The sequence below is a fragment of the Planosporangium thailandense genome (genome assembly GCF_011947195.1).
Lineage (GTDB): Bacteria > Actinomycetota > Actinomycetes > Mycobacteriales > Micromonosporaceae > Planosporangium > Planosporangium thailandense.
This window is the reverse complement of record NZ_JAATVY010000006.1, coordinates 254,832-270,863: the sequence shown is the minus strand read 5'-3', so window position 1 is coordinate 270,863 and position 16,032 is coordinate 254,832. Positions and strand designations below refer to the sequence as shown.

At 72.0% G+C, this 16,032-nt stretch carries 12 protein-coding genes; 8 read left to right on the top strand and 4 right to left on the bottom strand.

Annotated features, from left to right (window positions below):
- Positions 1-70: 70 nt before the first annotated feature.
- Positions 71-652 (bottom strand): Hsp20/alpha crystallin family protein, encoded by a 582-nt coding sequence (locus HC031_RS12405; protein ID WP_167925384.1) that lies wholly within the window; start codon positions 650-652, stop codon positions 71-73.
- Between the two features lie 302 nt (positions 653-954).
- Between HC031_RS12405 and HC031_RS34360 the strand changes: the two genes are divergently transcribed.
- The 3 genes from HC031_RS34360 (at position 955) to HC031_RS12390 (ending at position 5,355) form a co-directional block, all read left to right on the top strand.
- Complete coding sequence (locus HC031_RS34360; protein ID WP_167925383.1) at positions 955-3,669, top strand: winged helix-turn-helix domain-containing protein; 2,715 nt, start codon at positions 955-957, stop codon at positions 3,667-3,669.
- A 253-nt stretch (positions 3,670-3,922) separates the two neighbouring features.
- Positions 3,923-4,294, top strand: coding sequence for a response regulator (locus HC031_RS12395; protein ID WP_167925382.1), 372 nt, complete (start codon positions 3,923-3,925; stop codon positions 4,292-4,294).
- A gap of 128 nt (positions 4,295-4,422) precedes the next feature.
- Entirely contained in the window at positions 4,423-5,355 is a 933-nt protein-coding gene (locus HC031_RS12390) for an EamA family transporter (protein WP_205862625.1), read from the top strand.
- A gap of 78 nt (positions 5,356-5,433) precedes the next feature.
- Here the strand turns inward: HC031_RS12390 and HC031_RS12385 are convergent, their stop codons facing one another.
- Positions 5,434-7,842, bottom strand: a complete 2,409-nt coding sequence (locus HC031_RS12385) for a Tex-like N-terminal domain-containing protein (protein WP_167925380.1) — start codon at positions 7,840-7,842, stop codon at positions 5,434-5,436.
- Between the two features lie 282 nt (positions 7,843-8,124).
- Between HC031_RS12385 and HC031_RS12380 the strand changes: the two genes are divergently transcribed.
- Together HC031_RS12380 and HC031_RS12375 are read left to right on the top strand one after the other, a co-directional pair.
- Positions 8,125-8,922, top strand: a complete 798-nt coding sequence (locus tag HC031_RS12380; RefSeq protein ID WP_167925379.1) for a dienelactone hydrolase family protein — start codon at positions 8,125-8,127, stop codon at positions 8,920-8,922.
- Between the two features lie 9 nt (positions 8,923-8,931).
- On the top strand, positions 8,932-9,786 hold the full coding sequence (locus HC031_RS12375; RefSeq protein WP_167925378.1) for an aldo/keto reductase: 855 nt from the start codon (positions 8,932-8,934) through the stop codon (positions 9,784-9,786).
- 6 nt (positions 9,787-9,792) lie between these two features.
- On the opposite strand, the gene HC031_RS12370 is transcribed toward HC031_RS12375, so the two are convergent.
- Positions 9,793-11,526, bottom strand: coding sequence for a GAF domain-containing sensor histidine kinase (locus HC031_RS12370; RefSeq protein WP_167925377.1), 1,734 nt, complete (start codon positions 11,524-11,526; stop codon positions 9,793-9,795).
- Between the two features lie 18 nt (positions 11,527-11,544).
- Positions 11,545-12,192, bottom strand: coding sequence for a response regulator (locus tag HC031_RS12365; protein ID WP_167925376.1), 648 nt, complete (start codon positions 12,190-12,192; stop codon positions 11,545-11,547).
- A 516-nt stretch (positions 12,193-12,708) separates the two neighbouring features.
- Here HC031_RS12365 and HC031_RS33045 point away from each other — a divergent pair.
- The 3 genes from HC031_RS33045 to HC031_RS12355 are packed head-to-tail and all read left to right on the top strand — an operon-like array spanning position 12,709 to position 16,007.
- Positions 12,709-13,311: a GtrA family protein gene (locus tag HC031_RS33045; RefSeq protein ID WP_338090621.1), complete on the top strand. Its 603-nt coding sequence runs from the start codon at positions 12,709-12,711 to the stop codon at positions 13,309-13,311.
- Entirely contained in the window at positions 13,205-14,377 is a 1,173-nt protein-coding gene (locus HC031_RS12360; RefSeq protein ID WP_338090625.1) for a glycosyltransferase, read from the top strand. Before HC031_RS33045 ends, HC031_RS12360 begins: the two co-directional genes overlap by 107 nt.
- On the top strand, positions 14,367-16,007 hold the full coding sequence (locus tag HC031_RS12355; protein WP_205862622.1) for a glycosyltransferase family 39 protein: 1,641 nt from the start codon (positions 14,367-14,369) through the stop codon (positions 16,005-16,007). Before HC031_RS12360 ends, HC031_RS12355 begins: the two co-directional genes overlap by 11 nt.
- The last annotated feature ends 25 nt before the right edge of the window (positions 16,008-16,032 follow it).

Genomic DNA, 16,032 nt, shown 5'->3' with positions numbered 1-16,032 from the left:
AGGGCCCGTCCGCAGCCGGTCCGGCCGCGGACGGGCGGAACGCAGGCGGCGCTGCGAGGGGAGTGCGCTGCTATTTCTTCGCTCCCGGTTCGGTCCCCGGCGAGACCCGCGTCTGGCTTTCGGTGGTCTGGCCGGAGATGGTGCCAGCTTCCCCGCCGGCCTTGACCGGGATGCGGCGCGCCTGCGGCTGGGCCTTGCCCGCGTGTACGGTCAGCACGCCATGCTCCAACGTGGCGTCGATCTTCTCGGCGTTGATGTCGCCGGGCAGCCCCACGTCGTACTCGAACTCGCCGCCACCACCGCCGCGGCGCTCTTCGCGCCGCATGGTTCCGCTGTGCTCGCGCGTGGTGTACCTACCGGTGATCCGCAGGGTGTTGCTGTCGATCAGTTCGATGTTGACGTCCTCCGGACGTACCCCGGGAAGGTCCATCTCCATGACGTAGGAGTCCTGGGTCTCCTCGATGTCGAACGGTGGCACCCAGATCGGAACGACCGCGGGCGCCAGCGGGGCGGAGAGGAAGGGATCGCCGAAGAAGCTCTGGAGCAGATCGCCCATCCGGCTCTGGAGGTCGGTCAGCGGGTCGGCGACACCACGGCCGCCTCGTCGCTGCTCCGTGAGCTGTCGGCCGCGTCGTGGGGCGAGAGAGGTCATGACGGAGTACTTCCTTTCGTGGGCCACATTCCAGGTGTGCGCACAAGGCGGTGCTCTCACGCGTCGGACCCACCGGCTCGGCCGCCCGGCCGGCCGGCACCACTGTCACTCGCGTTGGGCGAACCCCCACATCAAGACCATGCTTCGAGCGCGGTGGGTGAGCATGCCTCACCCCGACCGGACGAATCCCCGAGATCGAAGTGGTCCGCGGCGCAACGTCGCGAGCGCCGTGAGGTTTACAAGCGCCGGTCGCGGCTATCGAGCCGACGTGTCCGCCGGGGATCAGGATGCGCGGTGATCGGGTGAAGGTCTGCGCGAACGATCTTGAGTACGCGCCGGTGCCGGGGGGTCGCACCGACGTGTCCACCGGCGTGCCGCTGCTGACGTCGAAGCTGGCCGTCCCGGTGCTTCCGGACAGCCTGGTGACCCGCCGACGCCTCGTCGACCTGCTGGACGCGGCGGTCCGCACCCCGCTGACCGTGCTGTCCGCGCCGGCCGGCTGGGGCAAGACCGCGGCGCTCAACGCATGGGTACGGGCGGGTGGCCCGATCCAGCCGGTCACCTGGCTGACCATGGAGCCCGAGGACGAGGGTGACCGGTTCTGGTCGTATCTGCACTTCGCCCTGCACACGGCCGGGGTGACCAAGGGTGAGGACCAGCAGGCCCTGCCCGCCCCCGGGTTCGTACCGCACAACGTCTACCTCGCCCAGCTCGCCAACGCGCTGGCCGGGTTGTCGGCACCGACGGCGGTGGTCCTCGACGACTTCCACCGGGTACGCGACGCGGGCGTCGCCGGCGGACTGGAGTTCCTCCTGCGGCACACCGCCGGCCGGCTGCGCCTCGTCATCGCCACCCGGGTGGATCCCGCGCTGCCGCTGCACCGCTGGCGGCTGTCGGGCGAGCTCACCGAGGTGGGCGCGAGGGAGCTGGGGTTCACCGTGCCCGAAGCGGCCGAACTGCTCGCCCGGCACGGGGTCGAGCTGCCCGACAGCCACCTCGCCACGCTGCACGGCCGTACCGAGGGGTGGCCGGCGGGGCTGCGGCTGGCCGCGCTGGCCATGCGCGGGCACCCGGACCCGCCGCGGTTCGTCGACCTGTTCTCCGGCGCGCAGCCCGACGTCGCCGAGTACCTCACCGGGGAGGTGCTCGCCGACCTGCCGGCCGCCGACCGGTACGCCCTGATGTCGACGTCGGTGCTGGAGCGGGTCTGCGGCGGGCTGATGGACGCGATGAGCGGCCGTACCGACGGCGCACACCTGCTCGCTGAGCTGGAGCACCGCAACGCTTTCACCGTCGCGCTCCCCGGCCAGTACCCGTGGTACCGCTACCACCGGCTCTTCGGCGAGCTGCTGCGCGCCGAACTGACCCGGCAGGCGCCGGAGCGGGTACCCGACCTGCACCGCACCGCCGCCTCCTGGTACGCCACGAACGGCCTGGCCGGCGACGCGCTGCGCCATGCCCTCGCCGCACGGGACCGGCGCTACGCCACCGCGCTGCTGGCCGACCACTGGCCGGCTCTCGCCCTGTGCCGGGGCAGCGGAGCGCTGCGGACCCTGGTACCGCCGCCCGACGCGGCCGCCCGGGCCGACCCGGAGCTGGCGCTCGCGTACGCGGCCGACCGGCTCGACCTGGGCGACCTGGGTGCGGCCGAGCGGTACCTGCGGCTGGCCGAGCAGAACCGCTCCGGGCTGGCGGCGGACCACCGCGAGCGGTTCGCCGTCATGGTCGCCGCCTTCCGGTTGGCGAAGGCCCAGCTCGCCGGGGACAGCGGCGAGGTGCTGTCGACCGCGGCGGGGCTGGCCGACCCGGCGTCGGCGTCGCCGGAGCTGGCCGGCGACGACGCTGGACTCGCCGCGGTCGCGTACACCGCGCTGGGCGCGGCCCACCTCAACGAGGGCGATCTGACGGCGGCCGGGGACGCGCTGCGCGCCGGGCTCACCGCGGCCGAACAGGCGGCGCTGCCCTGCGCCCAGCTGCTGTGCGCCGGGCGGCTCGCGGTCGTGCTGGCCCTGCGCGGCGCGCTGCGCGCGGCGGACGAGGCGGCCCGCGCCGCGCTGGCACTGCCGCCGTGCACCGGTCGGTGCCGCCTGGTCGGCAGCGCGTACGCGTACCTGGCGCTGGCGCTCGTCCGCTACGAGTGGGACCGGCTCGACGACGCCGCACGGTACCTGGAGCTGGCCGCGGGGACCGGCGATCCGGTGACCGAACCGATCCTCGGTGTCGGCATCGCCGCCGTCCGGGCCGGCGTGCTGCGGGCCCGTGGCGAGCTGGCGGCCGGCTACGAGACGCTCGTGGCGGCCCGCCGGGACCTGCGCGCGGACGCGCCCCGGTACCTGCGCGACTGGCTCACCGCGAGCGAGGCCGACCTGCGTGCCTGCTACGGGGACACCGAGACGGCGCGGGACCTGCTGATCCCGTTGATCGAGGACCGTGGGCGGACCCCGCCGGTCGTCGCGGTGGCGCTGGCCCGCGCGTACCTGCGCGACGACGATCCGGGCGCGGCGGCGCGCGTGCTGCCCGCCTGGGCCGAGGACCGGTCCGACGCGCCCGCGCTGCCGCTACGGCTGCAAGCCGGGTTGCTGGCCGCGGTGACGTCCCGGCTGGCCGGCGATGACCACCGCGCCTCGGCGCAGCTGGAGCGGGTGCTCCAGCTGGCCGAGCCGGAAGGGTTCCGGCGGCTGTTCACCCAGGGCGGCCTGCGGGTGCGGGAGCTGCTGGTGGACCACCTCGACTCGGGCACCGCGTACTGGTCGATGGTGACGGAAGCGCTCAAGGCCACGACCGCGCCGCCGGTGGAGGGCAACCTGCCGTCACCGGCGCTGGTCGAGCCGCTCAGCGAACGGGAGCTGACGGTCCTTCGGTACCTGCAGGGCGCGCTGTCGAACCTGGAGATCGCGTCGGACCTGTCGCTGTCGGTCAATACCGTCAAGACCCACGTGCGCAGCATCTACCGCAAGCTGCACGCCGCCCACCGGCGCGAGGCGGTGCTCAAGGCGAGGCAGTTGCGCCTGCTGTGAGGACCGCCCGGGGATCACAGCTCCGGCGACGGCGGAGTTAGCGGCTTGTGCGATCGGGTACATCTACCGGAGTGCATGTCCAGCCGTGGCGGTGGCCCGGACCGGCGTGGACGGGCCGGCGTGGCGTGGCCGATCGGTCATGACTTCGTAGCGTTCGTCACGTTCGTCGGAACAAACGTCGTGCCAGCCGCGTCGGTTCGGGTGCTGCGCCGTTGTACACACGAACATGTACCAGTGGTGGGGGTGAGCGGCGATGGCGCTGGTCCTGGTGGCCGATGACAACGAACGCATCCGTGAGGTCATCAGCCGCGTCCTGCAGCGGAACGGGCACACCGTCATCCCCGCCGTGGACGGCGAGGCGGCCTGGGAGACGGTCCGCGAGCGCAAGCCCGACCTCGTCATCATCGACGGCGTCATGCCGGGCACCAGTGGATTCGAGGTGTGCGAACGCATCCACGCCGACACCGCCACCACGCACATCCCGGTGATCGTGGTCAGCGGATGGCTGCCGGCCGGCTCCGAAGCCTCCTGCGCCACGGCGACCCTGGCCAAGCCGTTCATGCCCAACGAACTGACCGAGCAGGTCGAACAGGTTCTCCAGGCGCGGGCCAAGCCCGCCGCATAGCGCCGGTACGGGTGGTTCCGGCCGCCCGACCGTGACGACGATCGCACCGCCGAAATCCCGATCCGGTCATCGGCGGAAAGGACCGAAGAGCACAATCGGTCCTGTCGCCGATGGTCGATGGAGGACGGGTGTCACGACGAGGCTGGGTGCTGTTCACGGTGATGTGTCTCGTGTGGGGCCTGCCGTACCTCTTGATCAAGGTAGCCGTCGGCACGTTCTCCCCGGCGGCGCTCGTCTTCGTTCGCACCGGGACCGCGGCCCTCGTGCTGCTGCCGCTGGCCGCGATGCGCGGTCAGCTCCGGCCGCTCCTGCCGCGATGGAAACCGCTGGTCGCGTACACCGTCGCCGAGCTCGCCGTGCCGTGGCTGCTGCTGTCCAGCGCCGAGCGGCGGATAACCAGCTCGCTGGCCGGGCTCCTGATCGCCGCCGTGCCGCTGGTCGGCGCGCTGCTCGCCCGGATCGCCGGCGGTCACGAGCCGCTCGGCGTCCGGCGCCTTGCCGGGCTGCTGGTCGGGTTAGCCGGCGTGGCCGCGCTCGTCGGGACGGACTACCACGGCGGCAACGCGGTGGCGTTCGGGGAGATAGCCGTCGTCGCCGTCGGGTACGCGCTCGGGCCGTTCATCCTGGCCCGGTACCTGTCCGACCTGCCGGGGCTCGGGGTGGTGGCGGCATCGCTCGTGCTCACCGCTGTCGCGTACGCCCCGGTCGGCATCGCCCAGCTACCGAGCCGGTGGCCGGCGGCGACCGTCACGGGCGCGGTGATCGTCCTCGCGCTGCTGTGCACCGCCGTCGCGTTCCTGGTCTTCTTTGCCCTGATCGGCGAGGTCGGTCCGGTCCGGACGACGATCATCACGTACGTCAACCCGGCGGTCGCGGTCGCGCTCGGCGTCGCGTTCCTGGGGGAGCCTTTCACGCTCGGCATCGCGGTCGCGTTCGTGCTCATCCTGGCCGGCTCGGTGCTGGCCACCGGCCGCTCGCGTGGTTCGGCGACGGCGACCGGCGGGGCCTCCGCCTCCGGAACGGCCGGAGCGGCCGCGCCGGTCGCCGTCGCCGAACCCTAAGCTCCGCGATCTTGGACACTTGGCGGGGCCATAGGCCCGCCAAGTGTCCAAGATCTGCGGGAAGGGTTGTGGGAAGGGCTACAGCAGGCCCGCGCGGCGCAGCGCGTCCGCGAGTGCGGTGTCGGCCGGCGCCCCGCCGCGACCCTGTCGCTGCTGGCCCTGTCGCTGCTGGCCGCCCTGCCGCTGACCCTGTCGCTGCTGGCCGCCCTGTCGCTGCTGGCCTCCGCCGGGACCGCCGCCCGGTCCGCCCCGCCGACCGTCGTCGCGCCGGCGGTCCGCCGGGCCGGAGCGCTGCGGACGGGCGTCCGGCTCCTGGTCCAGGCGCAGCGTCAGGGAGATGCGCTTGCGCGGGATGTCGACGTCGAGCACGCGGGCGCGCACGATGTCGCCCGGCTTCACCACGTCGCGCGGATCCTTGACGAAGGTGTTCGACAGGGCCGACACGTGGACGAGGCCGTCCTGGTGCACGCCGATGTCGACGAAGGCGCCGAACGCGGCGACGTTGGTGACCACGCCCTCCAGCACCATGCCGGGCTTGAGGTCGGCGAGGGTCTCCACGCCTTCGGCGAACGTGGCCGTTTTGAACGCCGGGCGCGGGTCGCGGCCCGGCTTCTCCAGTTCGGCGAGGATGTCGGTCACGGTCGGCAGCCCGAACGTGTCGTCGACGAACTGTTCGGGCCTGATCGACCGCAGTACCCGGCCGTTCCCGATCAAGCCCTTGAGGTCGCCGCCGGTCGACTCGATGATGCGGCGCACCACCGGGTACGCCTCGGGGTGCACGCTGGACGAGTCGAGCGGGTCGTCGCCGCCCGGGATGCGCAGGAAGCCGGCGCACTGCTCGAACGCCTTGGGGCCGAGCCGGGGCACGTCCTTGAGCGTGCCACGGGTGCGGAACGGGCCGTTGGCGTCGCGGTGGGCGACGATGCTGCGGGCAAGGCTCTCGCTGATGCCCGACACCCGGGTCAGCAGCGGCACGGACGCGGTGTTGACGTCGACACCCACCCCGTTGACGCAGTCCTCCACGACCGCGTCGAGCGAACGGGACAGCTTCGCCTCGGCGAGATCGTGCTGGTACTGCCCGACGCCGATGGACTTCGGGTCGATCTTGACGAGCTCGGCGAGGGGGTCCTGCAGGCGGCGGGCGATCGACACCGCGCCGCGCAGGGAGACGTCGAGATCGGGCAGCTCCTGAGAGGCGTACGCGGACGCCGAGTACACCGAGGCGCCCGCCTCCGACACCACGACCTTGGTCAGGTTGAGCTCCGGGTGCCGCTTGAGCAGGTCGCCGGCGAGCTTGTCGGTCTCCCGCGACGCGGTGCCGTTGCCGATGGCGATCAACTCGACCTTGTGCACGGCGGCGAGCCTGGCGAGGGTCGCGATCGACTCGTCCCAGCGCCGCCGGGGCTCGTGCGGGTAGATCGTGTCGGTCGCCACCACCTTGCCGGTCGCGTCGACCACGGCGACCTTCACACCGGTGCGCAGGCCCGGGTCGAGCCCCATCGTCGGACGGGTGCCGGCGGGCGCGGCGAGCAGCAGGTCGCGCAGGTTGGCGGCGAACACGCGCACGGCCTCGTCCTCGGCGGCCTGCCACAGCCGGGCGCGCAGGTCGATGCCCAGGTGCACCAGGATCCGGGTACGCCAGGACCAGCGCACCGTGTCCAGCAGCCAGCGGTCGGCCGGACGGCCCCGGTCGGCAATGTCGAAGCGCTCGGCGATGCGGGCCTCGAAGCTGCTCGGCCCGACCGGCGCCTCCGCAGGCGTCTCCTCGGGCTCCAGGACGAGGTCGAGCACGTCCTCCTTCTCGCCGCGAAACATCGCGAGGATGCGGTGCGACGGCAGCTTGGTGAACGGCTCGGCGAAGTCGAAGTAGTCGGCGAACTTCGCGCCGGCCTCCTCCTTGCCTTCGCGTACCTTCGCCACGAGCCGGCCGCGCGACCACATCCGCTCCCGCAGCTCGCCGATCAGGTCGGCGTCCTCGGCGAACCGCTCGACGAGGATGGCGCGGGCGCCGTCCAGCGCGGCCGCCGCGTCGGCGACGCCCTTGTCGGCGTCGACGAAGCCGGCGGCGACCGTCTGCGGGTCGAGCGTCGGGTCGGCCAGCAGCTGGTCGGCGAGGGGCTCGAGGCCGGCCTCGCGGGCGATCTGGGCCTTGGTGCGCCGCTTCGGCTTGTACGGCAGGTAGATGTCTTCGAGCCGGGCCTTGGAGTCGGCCGCCAGGATCTGCTCTTCGAGCGCGGCGTCGAGCTTGCCCTGGCTGCGGATCGACTCGAGGATGGCGCTCCGCCGCTCCTCCAGCTCCCGCAGGTAGCGCAGCCGTTCCTCGAGCGTGCGCAGCTGCGCGTCGTCGAGCATCTCGGTGGCTTCCTTGCGGTAACGGGCGATGAAGGGCACGGTGGCCCCGCCGTCGAGCAGGTCGACCGCGGCCTTCACCTGCCGCTCACGTACGCCGAGCTCGTCGGCGATCCGCTGGTACACAGACGTCGTCACGATGTTGATCCGCCTTCGTGGTGGGTTCGGGGTGCATTGTGCCGGTACCTGGCCCGGTTGTCGCGCCACCCGCCCGGCGGTGAGCGAAGATGCCGAGATCATCACATCGGCGGCGCGCGGCCCCGCGCCGCGGAACGCCGCGTCGTCAGGTGCGCGGAATCGGATGAACGGCCGACCGGATCCTGGCCGCCACGATCTGGATCGAGAAGGCGTTTTGTGCTATATTGAGGAAATTCACTTCTAGCCTTGCGAGCGACATCCCACCCTGATGAGGAGCCGCTCGTGTGCTACGACGCCGACGCCACACCGCCCCGTTACGGTGCCCCCGTCACCACGGCAACCGGCACGTCGCTGATTCTGACCTCCGCTGACGGCACGCGGTTCGACGCGTATCTGGCCCGCCCGGGCGAGCCGTCCGGCATCGGGCTGCTGGTGCTGCCCGACAACCGCGGCCTCTCCGGCTTCTACACGCAGCTGTGCGTGCGGCTGGCCGAGCAGGGCCACACCGCGCTGGCCGTCGACTACTTCGGTCGCAGCGCGGGCGTGGGCTACGCCGCCCGGCGCGCGGACTTCGGGGAACTGGACAACCTGATGCCGCACCTGGGCGCGTTGACCAGAGACGGGCTGTACGCCGACTTCGACGCCGCCCTCGATCACCTTCGCACGGTCGACGACGGCGTCTGCCGTACCGTCCTGTCCCTGGGCTTCTGCATGGGCGGCCGGTTCGCGTTCCAGACGGCCGAGCCGCGCTTCCGCCTCGCCGGCGCCATCGGCCTGTACGGCGCGCCGGACGCGCTGCAGGGCCGGCCCGGTCCGATCCAGCTCGCGCCGAGCTTCACCGCGCCGATCCTCGGCATGTTCGGCGGCGCTGACGAGGGCATACCGGTCGCCACAGTCGAGGCGTTCGACGGCGCCCTGACCGCCGCCGGCGTCCCGCACGACATCGTGGTGTACCCCGGCGCGCCGCACGGCTTCTTCGAGCTCTCGGCGCACGAGTTCGCCGACGCCCAGGCCGACGCCTGGCGGCGCATCCTCGCGTTCGCCCGGCAGCGCGACCTGGCGTCACACGCCGGACGTTAGGCTTTGGCCATGCCCGATGCGTTTGACGCCGGAAGCGTCCGCCTCGCCGACCGCGACGTTCCCCGGCTGGGGTACGGCGCGATGCGGCTGCCCGGCCCCGGCGTGTGGGGCCCGCCGGCCGACCGCGCCGAGGCGCTCGCCGTCCTGCGCCGCGCCGTAGAGCTGGGCATCCGCGTGATCGACACGGCGTGGTACTACGGCCTGGACGTGGCCAACGAGCTGATCGCCGAGGCGCTGCGCCCGTACCCGGAGGATCTGGTCCTCGTCACCAAGCTGGGTGGCGCGCGGCGCGACGACGGCTCCTGGTACGCGGCGCTCAGCGACGCGGAGCTGCGCGCCGGCTGCGAGCGCGACCTGCGGGTGCTGGGCCTCGACTCGATCCCGGTGGTGCACCTGCGCTGGATGGACGGCACGGAGAGCGGGGTGAGCTTCGCCGACGCGCTCGGCACGATGCTCGAGCTGAAGGCGGAGGGCAAGATCCAGCGGATCGGGCTGTCCAACGTGACACTCGACCAGCTCGAGCAGGCCCTGGCGGCCACCGACGTCGCCACCGTCTCCAACCAGTACGGCTTCGCCCAGCGCGATGACCAGCCGGTCCTCGACCGGTGCGCCGCAGCGGGCATCCCGTACCTGCCGTTCTTCCCGCTCGTGGCCGGCGGTGGTGCGCCCGGCGACGAGCGGCTCGCCAGGGTAGCCGACCGGCACGGCGTCACCCCGGCGCAGGCGGCGCTGGCCTGGCTGCTGGCGCGGTCGCCGGTGATGGTGCCGATCCCGGGGACCAGCCGGGTCGCGCACCTGGAGGAGAACGTCGCGGCGGGCGCGCTCCGGCTCACCGACGAGGATCTGGCGCTGCTGGACGGGTAGAGCCGGTCAGCCGGGCCGGCGCGGGTCACGGGTAGTGCCGGTCAGCCGGGCCGGCGCGGCGTCGCCGCCGGCCGGCACCTCGGCGCGGATCACCGTGCCACGGCCGGGCGCGGTGATGATGTCCAGGCGGCCGCCGACGGCGCCGGCCCGGTCCCGCATCGACCGGAGACCCATCCGTCCGCGGAGGTCGCCGCCGGGTGTGAAGCCCTGCCCGTCGTCGACGACCTCCAGCACCACGTACGGGTCGCGGGTGTACAGGCGCAGGGTGACCAGCCCGGCGCGGGCGTGCTTGGCGGCGTTCGCGATCGCCTCCTGGGCGATGCGGTACAGCGCCTGGCGTACCTCCGCGCCAACCGGCGGCTCCGGGCCCAGCTCGGCGGAGGTCCGGCAGCCGTGCAGCGTATGCAGCGTCTCCAGCAGCCGCCCGAGCGCGGCGGTCAGCCCGTCGTCGGCGAGCGCGTCCGGGCGTAGGCGCTGGATCAGCCCGTGCATCTCGGTCAGCCCGGCCACGGCCGTCTCGTGGATCCAGGCCACCGACTGCTCGGCCTGCGTGGTGTCGTCGCGCAGCAGGGCGCCCGCCGCGCCGGCGCCGAGGCTGATGCCGTACAGCGTCTGTATCACCGAATCGTGCAGTTCGCGCGCGAGCCACTCCCGCTCACGGGTGGCGACCTGCTCCTCTTCGAGGGCGCGTCGGCGTTCCCGGTCGACCAGTCCGGCGGCCTCGCCGGCGGTGAGGTTGACCAGCATCCGCTCGGCCGGGTCCGGTTGGGTGCCGTCGGGCCACCGGACGCACAGCGCTCCGAGCACGGCTCCGTGGGCGGGCAGCGGCAGGCACAGCAGCCGGCCGCCGGCCAGCCGCCACAGCGTGCCCGGCCGCTGCTCGGCGAGCAACCGCGCGACCAGCGCCGGGTCGAGCGCCCCCGCTCCGGTTGCGGTCTCCGCTCTGCCGCCGGCCCCCGCTCCGGTTGCGGTCTCCGCTCTGCCGCCGGCCCCCGCTCCGGCGCCGGTGGGGGCGGCGTTCCCCCCGGCCGTCCGGCCCGGCCCGCGGGCGAGCGCGACCGGGGTCAGGGACCGGCCGTCGGGTAGGTAGACGCCGCAGTCGGTCGCTCCGGTCAGCTCGACCACCCGCTCGACCATCGTCTGGAACCGCGCCCGCGAGCCGGACCCGTCCAGCGTCGTGACCGTCGCGAACCCGCCGGGGTCGCCCCGCGCCGGGCCCGGCGCGACCAGGCCGGCGACAGCCGCCAGGGCGGCCAGCCGGCGCAGCCGGTGCGCGGCCACCGAGCCGCCGTACCGGTACGCGACACCGAGCACTCCGGCGACCGAGCCGTACCCGGTGATCGGCGTGTAGACCACCCGCCGCAGGCCGGCCGCGGCGAGCGCCTGTTCATGTACGTGCGGTGGCCGGCGGAGCGGGGCGGACAGCGCACCGCCGGTGAGCGGGCCGCCGTCGCGCAGGACGGTACCGGCGACGGTGTCGCCGGCCGGAACCCGTACACCGCGCAGCCAGGTGCCGACCGGGCCGGCCACGGCCCGTACCACCAGCCCGCCGCCGCCGTCGGGTTCCGCGGTCATGGCGGCGGCAGCGGCGGCCCCGGTGAGCAGGCGGGCGTACGCGCAGACCCGGTCGAGCACCTCGGCGCTGTCGCGCCCGCGCCGGATGTCGGCGGTGAGTTCGGCGACCGCGCGGTCGAGCTGGGCGGTGCGGTCGGCTTGACGCGCGCGCCGCTGTGCAGTCATCACCTCGGTCGCCTCCGGTCAACTCGACGCCGTTTCGTTGACGGGTACGAGCCCCAGCCGCATCGCGTACAGCGCCGCCTGGGTGCGGCTCTGCGCGTGCAGCTTGGCGAGGATGTTGCTGACGTGGGTCTTCACCGTCTGCGGCGCGATGTGCAGTTCACGCGCGATCTGGCCGTTGGCCCGGCCGCGCGCCAGCAGCGTCAGCACCTGCTCCTCGCGGTGGGTCAGCTGCGGCGGGCCGCCCGGCACGTGGACGTCGCGGACCAGCCGCGCGGCCACCGCCGGCGACAGTTGTACCTGGCCGGCGGCGGCCGCGCGTACGGCGCGCTGGAGGTTCTCCACGTCGGTGTCCTTGAGCAGGTAACCGACCGCGCCGGCGTGCAGCGCGTCGGTGATGAGGTGGTCCTCGAGGTATCCGGTCAGGGCCAACACCTCCACGTTGGGCAGCTCCTGGCGGATAGTGGCCGTCGCGCTCACCCCGTCGAGCCCCGGCATCAACAGGTCCATCAGCACCAGGTCCGGGTTCAGCCGGTGGGCGAGATCGATGGCCTGCCGGCCGTCGGCGGCCTCGCCGACGGTCTGGAGGTCCGTGCTGAGCTCGAGGAACGTACGCAGCCCCTGCCGCACCATCGCGTGGTCGTCAGCGAGCAGGATGCGGATGTTCAACGGACCCACCTCTCATCCAGTACCGGACGGCTGCGGTGTGGCCGGACGTGGGGGTTGGGCGCGGACGTCGCCAGCGGCGCGGGAACGCCGGCGACGTGCCCGTCGGATCTACCCGGCAGGACCGGCAGGAAACCGACCTGACCACGACCGACGCCGGTACGGGCGGCCGCTCTCACGCCCGGGGGCCAGCGCACGTCGGCCGGGTGGGGGAGGCCGAAGGAGGGGACGGTACCGGCTCCCCAGCGGGAAGCGGCACGGCGAGCGGGATCGGCAGGGTGGAACGGAACACTCCAATCCCTACCCGATCAGCACGCGGCGGCGCCGCGCCCGGGGTGAGCAGCAACCCGCTCGCGGCACGAGCCGTCGGTGCCCACGACGATGTCTCGTGAAGGGCCTGCCATGCCGGTCAGTGATCACCCGTGGCATCCGCCGGGCCGGCGGGTGGCCACGCCGCCGATCGACGCGCCGACTCCACTCCGTCGGGGGCGGCGGTACCGGTGGTCGAGAGCGTTCCGGGTGCTGCCCAAGCTGACCCGGTTCTCGATCGTCGGCGCCACTGGTCTCCTCGTCAACAGCGTCTTCCTGTTCGCCCTGCACGGCCTGCTGCGCCTGGCCCTGTTGCCGGCCTCCGTGGCGGCGGTCGGCGCGGCGATCGTGCACAACTACCTGCTCCACGAGGCGTGGACCTTCCGGCGTGGGCGTCCGACGCTGCGCCGGTTCGCCAGCTTCAGCCTCGTCGCGGTGGCCGCGCTGCTGGTCAACGTGAGCGTCGTGCAGATCCTCGCCGGATTCGGTCTGTTCTACCTGCTCGCGAACCTCTTCGGCGTCGGTGTCGCCTTCACCGTCAACTTCGCGGTCAGCTCGATGTGGATTTGGAGTGAACGCACCGATGGAGCAGATCGTGCTGGCCGCCATAGCCCTCGTGTCGGTGGTGCTGACCGTTCAGGCCGGGCACACCCTCTACTTGATGATCTACACCTGGGATCAGCCGGAGGCGGAGGCGAAGGCGCGGGTGCCCGACGAGCGCGCCGCCCCGCAGCTGTCCTTCACCGCCATCGTGCCGGCGCGGCACGAGGAGGAAGTTATCCAGCAGACCATCGCCCGCGTCGCTCACACTGACTACCCGGCCCGTCTGGTGCAGATCATCGTGGTGTGCTCAGCTGACGACCTCGGCACCATCGAACGCGCCGCCGCCACCATCAGCCGGCTGCGCTCGGCCGGTCGTACCAACGTGGAGCTCGTGGTCTTCGACGACCAGCCGATCAACAAGCCGCACGGTCTCAACGCGGCGCTGGCCCGCTCCGACGGCGACGTGATCACCATTTTCGACGCCGAGGACGAGATCCACCCCGAGATCTTCAGCATCGTCAACACGGTCATGGTCACCGAGCGGGTCCACGTGGTGCAGGCCGGCGTGCAGCTGATGAACTACGAGTCCAACTGGTACTCGACGTTCAACGTGCTCGAGTACTTCTTCTGGTTCCGCAGCCGCCTGTACTACCAGGCCAGGGCCGGTGCGATCCCGCTCGGTGGCAACACCGTCTTCTTCTCCCGGGAACTGCTGGAACGCATCGGCGGGTGGGACGAGACGTGCCTGACCGAGGACGCCGAGATCGGGCTGCGGGTGTGCGTGATGGGCGAGCGGGTGCGGGTGCTCTACGACCACCGGTACGTCACCAAGGAAGAGACCCCGCCCACGCTGCGGCACTTCATCAAGCAGCGCACCCGCTGGAGCCAGGGTTTCATGCAGACCCTGAAGAAGGGCACCTGGAAGGAGCTGCCGACCCGCAAGCAGCGCCTGCTCGCCTGGTACACGCTGATGTTCCCGTACGCCCAGGCGCTGCTCGGCATCTACCTGCCGGTCGCCGTGCTCACCGCGTTCGTGCTGCGGGTACCGGCGTCGATCGCGCTGCTGTCGTGGCTGCCGGTGCTGCTGCTGGCCGCCCACTTCGTCACCGCGGTGATCGGGCTGTACGAGTTCACCGAGGCGCACGAGCTGCGGGCGACCCCCCGCACCGTCGTGACCCTGGCCGTCGGGTGGATGCCCTACCAGATGGTGCTGGCGTACGCGGCGATGCGGGCGCTGAAGCGCCAGCTCAGCGGCGTCGGCGACTGGGAGAAGACCGCTCATGTCGGTGCCCACCGTTCCGCGCAGGAAGAGGAGGTGACGAGCCGTGCCGCGTGAGAACCCGACCGCGCTGCTGGACCAGGAGCAGGGCCGCGGCTCGGCGCCGGTGGCCGTGCACCGCCCCGTCGGCGACCCGCTGGACCGCACCGGCAAGATCCTGCTGGCGGTGTCCATGCTGATCGGTCTGGTGAGCCACGGCTGGAACATCTTCAAGTACCCGCTGTACCTGTCCGATGAAGGCATCTACATGGAGCAGGCGTGGTCGGTGCTGCGGGAGGGCAAGCTCGCGCCCTACACGTACTTCTACGACCACGCGCCGTTCGGTTGGATGGTCATCGCCGGCTGGGTGGCGCTGATCCCAGGGCAGTTCAACAGCCTCGGCTTCCCGGTCAACATCGGCCGGGTGCTGATGGTGCTGGTGCACGTGGCCTGCGTGTTCCTGATGTTCGAGATCGTGCGCAGGTACTCGCGCAGTGTGCCCGCGGCCTTCCTGGCGACGTTCTTCTTCAACGTCTCCCCGCTGGCCGTGTACTTCCAGCGCATGGTGCTGCTGGACAACCTGATGGTCTTCTGGGTGCTGCTGGGGCTGTACATCCTGGCGCGCAAGGACGGTCGGGTGGTGACCGCGATGGGCGCCGGGCTGGCGTTCGGGCTGGCGCTGGTCACCAAGGAGAACGCGTTGTTCCTGCTGCCCGGCTTCGGATACCTGCTGCACCGCAGCATCGTCGAGCAGGGCAACCGGCGGTTCTCCGCGAGCTTCTGGTGGTTCGCGGTGGGCTCGCCGGTCGCGCTGTACATGCTGTACGCGGAGATCAAGAATGAGCTGCTGCCGGCCGGCCTGGACTTCAACCTGGCGTCGCCGCCGGCCGACCACGTGTCCCTGCTGTACACCATCTGGTGGCAGCTGCACCGCACCGCGTCCGGCGGGCAGGGCACGATGTTCAACACGCTGCTGCACCAGAGCTGGCTGTTCAAGGACAAGTACCTCCTGCTCGCCGGCACCGCGGCGACGGTGGGGACGCTGGCGCTGTCGTTGAACGAGCGGCGGCGTGAGGTGCCGATGCTGGGCACCGCGCTGCTGGCGATCGGCTACGGCTTCTACCTGACCCGCAGCGTGCTGCTGGACTTCTACGTGGCGCCGCTGGTGCCGCTGCTGACGCTCAACATCGGCCTGCTCTACGGCCGGATCACCCGGTACGCCAAGCCGGCGGCGGTGGCGCTGCTGACCGCCTGCCTGTGCGCGATGCCCCTGTCGTACCCGCACGGCTACCTGGTCGCGTGGGACTTCACCGGCACGAAGCTGCTGCTGGCCGACCAGTACCGGCTGCCGCAGACCAACATGCAGAACCTGCAGGTGAAGTGGATCCGCGAGCACGTGCCGCCGAACAGCCGGCTGATCATCGACGACGACATCTGGGTGGCGCTGCGCGAGGGTCACCCGAACTTCCCGTACGCCCAGTCGCACTTCAAGGCGGCGTCCGACCCGGATATCCGGGACAAGTTCTTCCATCGGGACTGGCACAACGTCGACTACGTCGTGATGTCCAACAAGATGCGCGACGCGCTCGAGCGCAACAACGAGGGCTGGATCCTCGAGGCCATCGACCAGCACGGCGAAGAGGTCTGGCGCATCGACCGAGGCGACGTGCACCTGTCGGTAATCAAGATCAACAACAGTTCCGAGTGAGCGTCGACCTCTCGCAGCGCAGAGG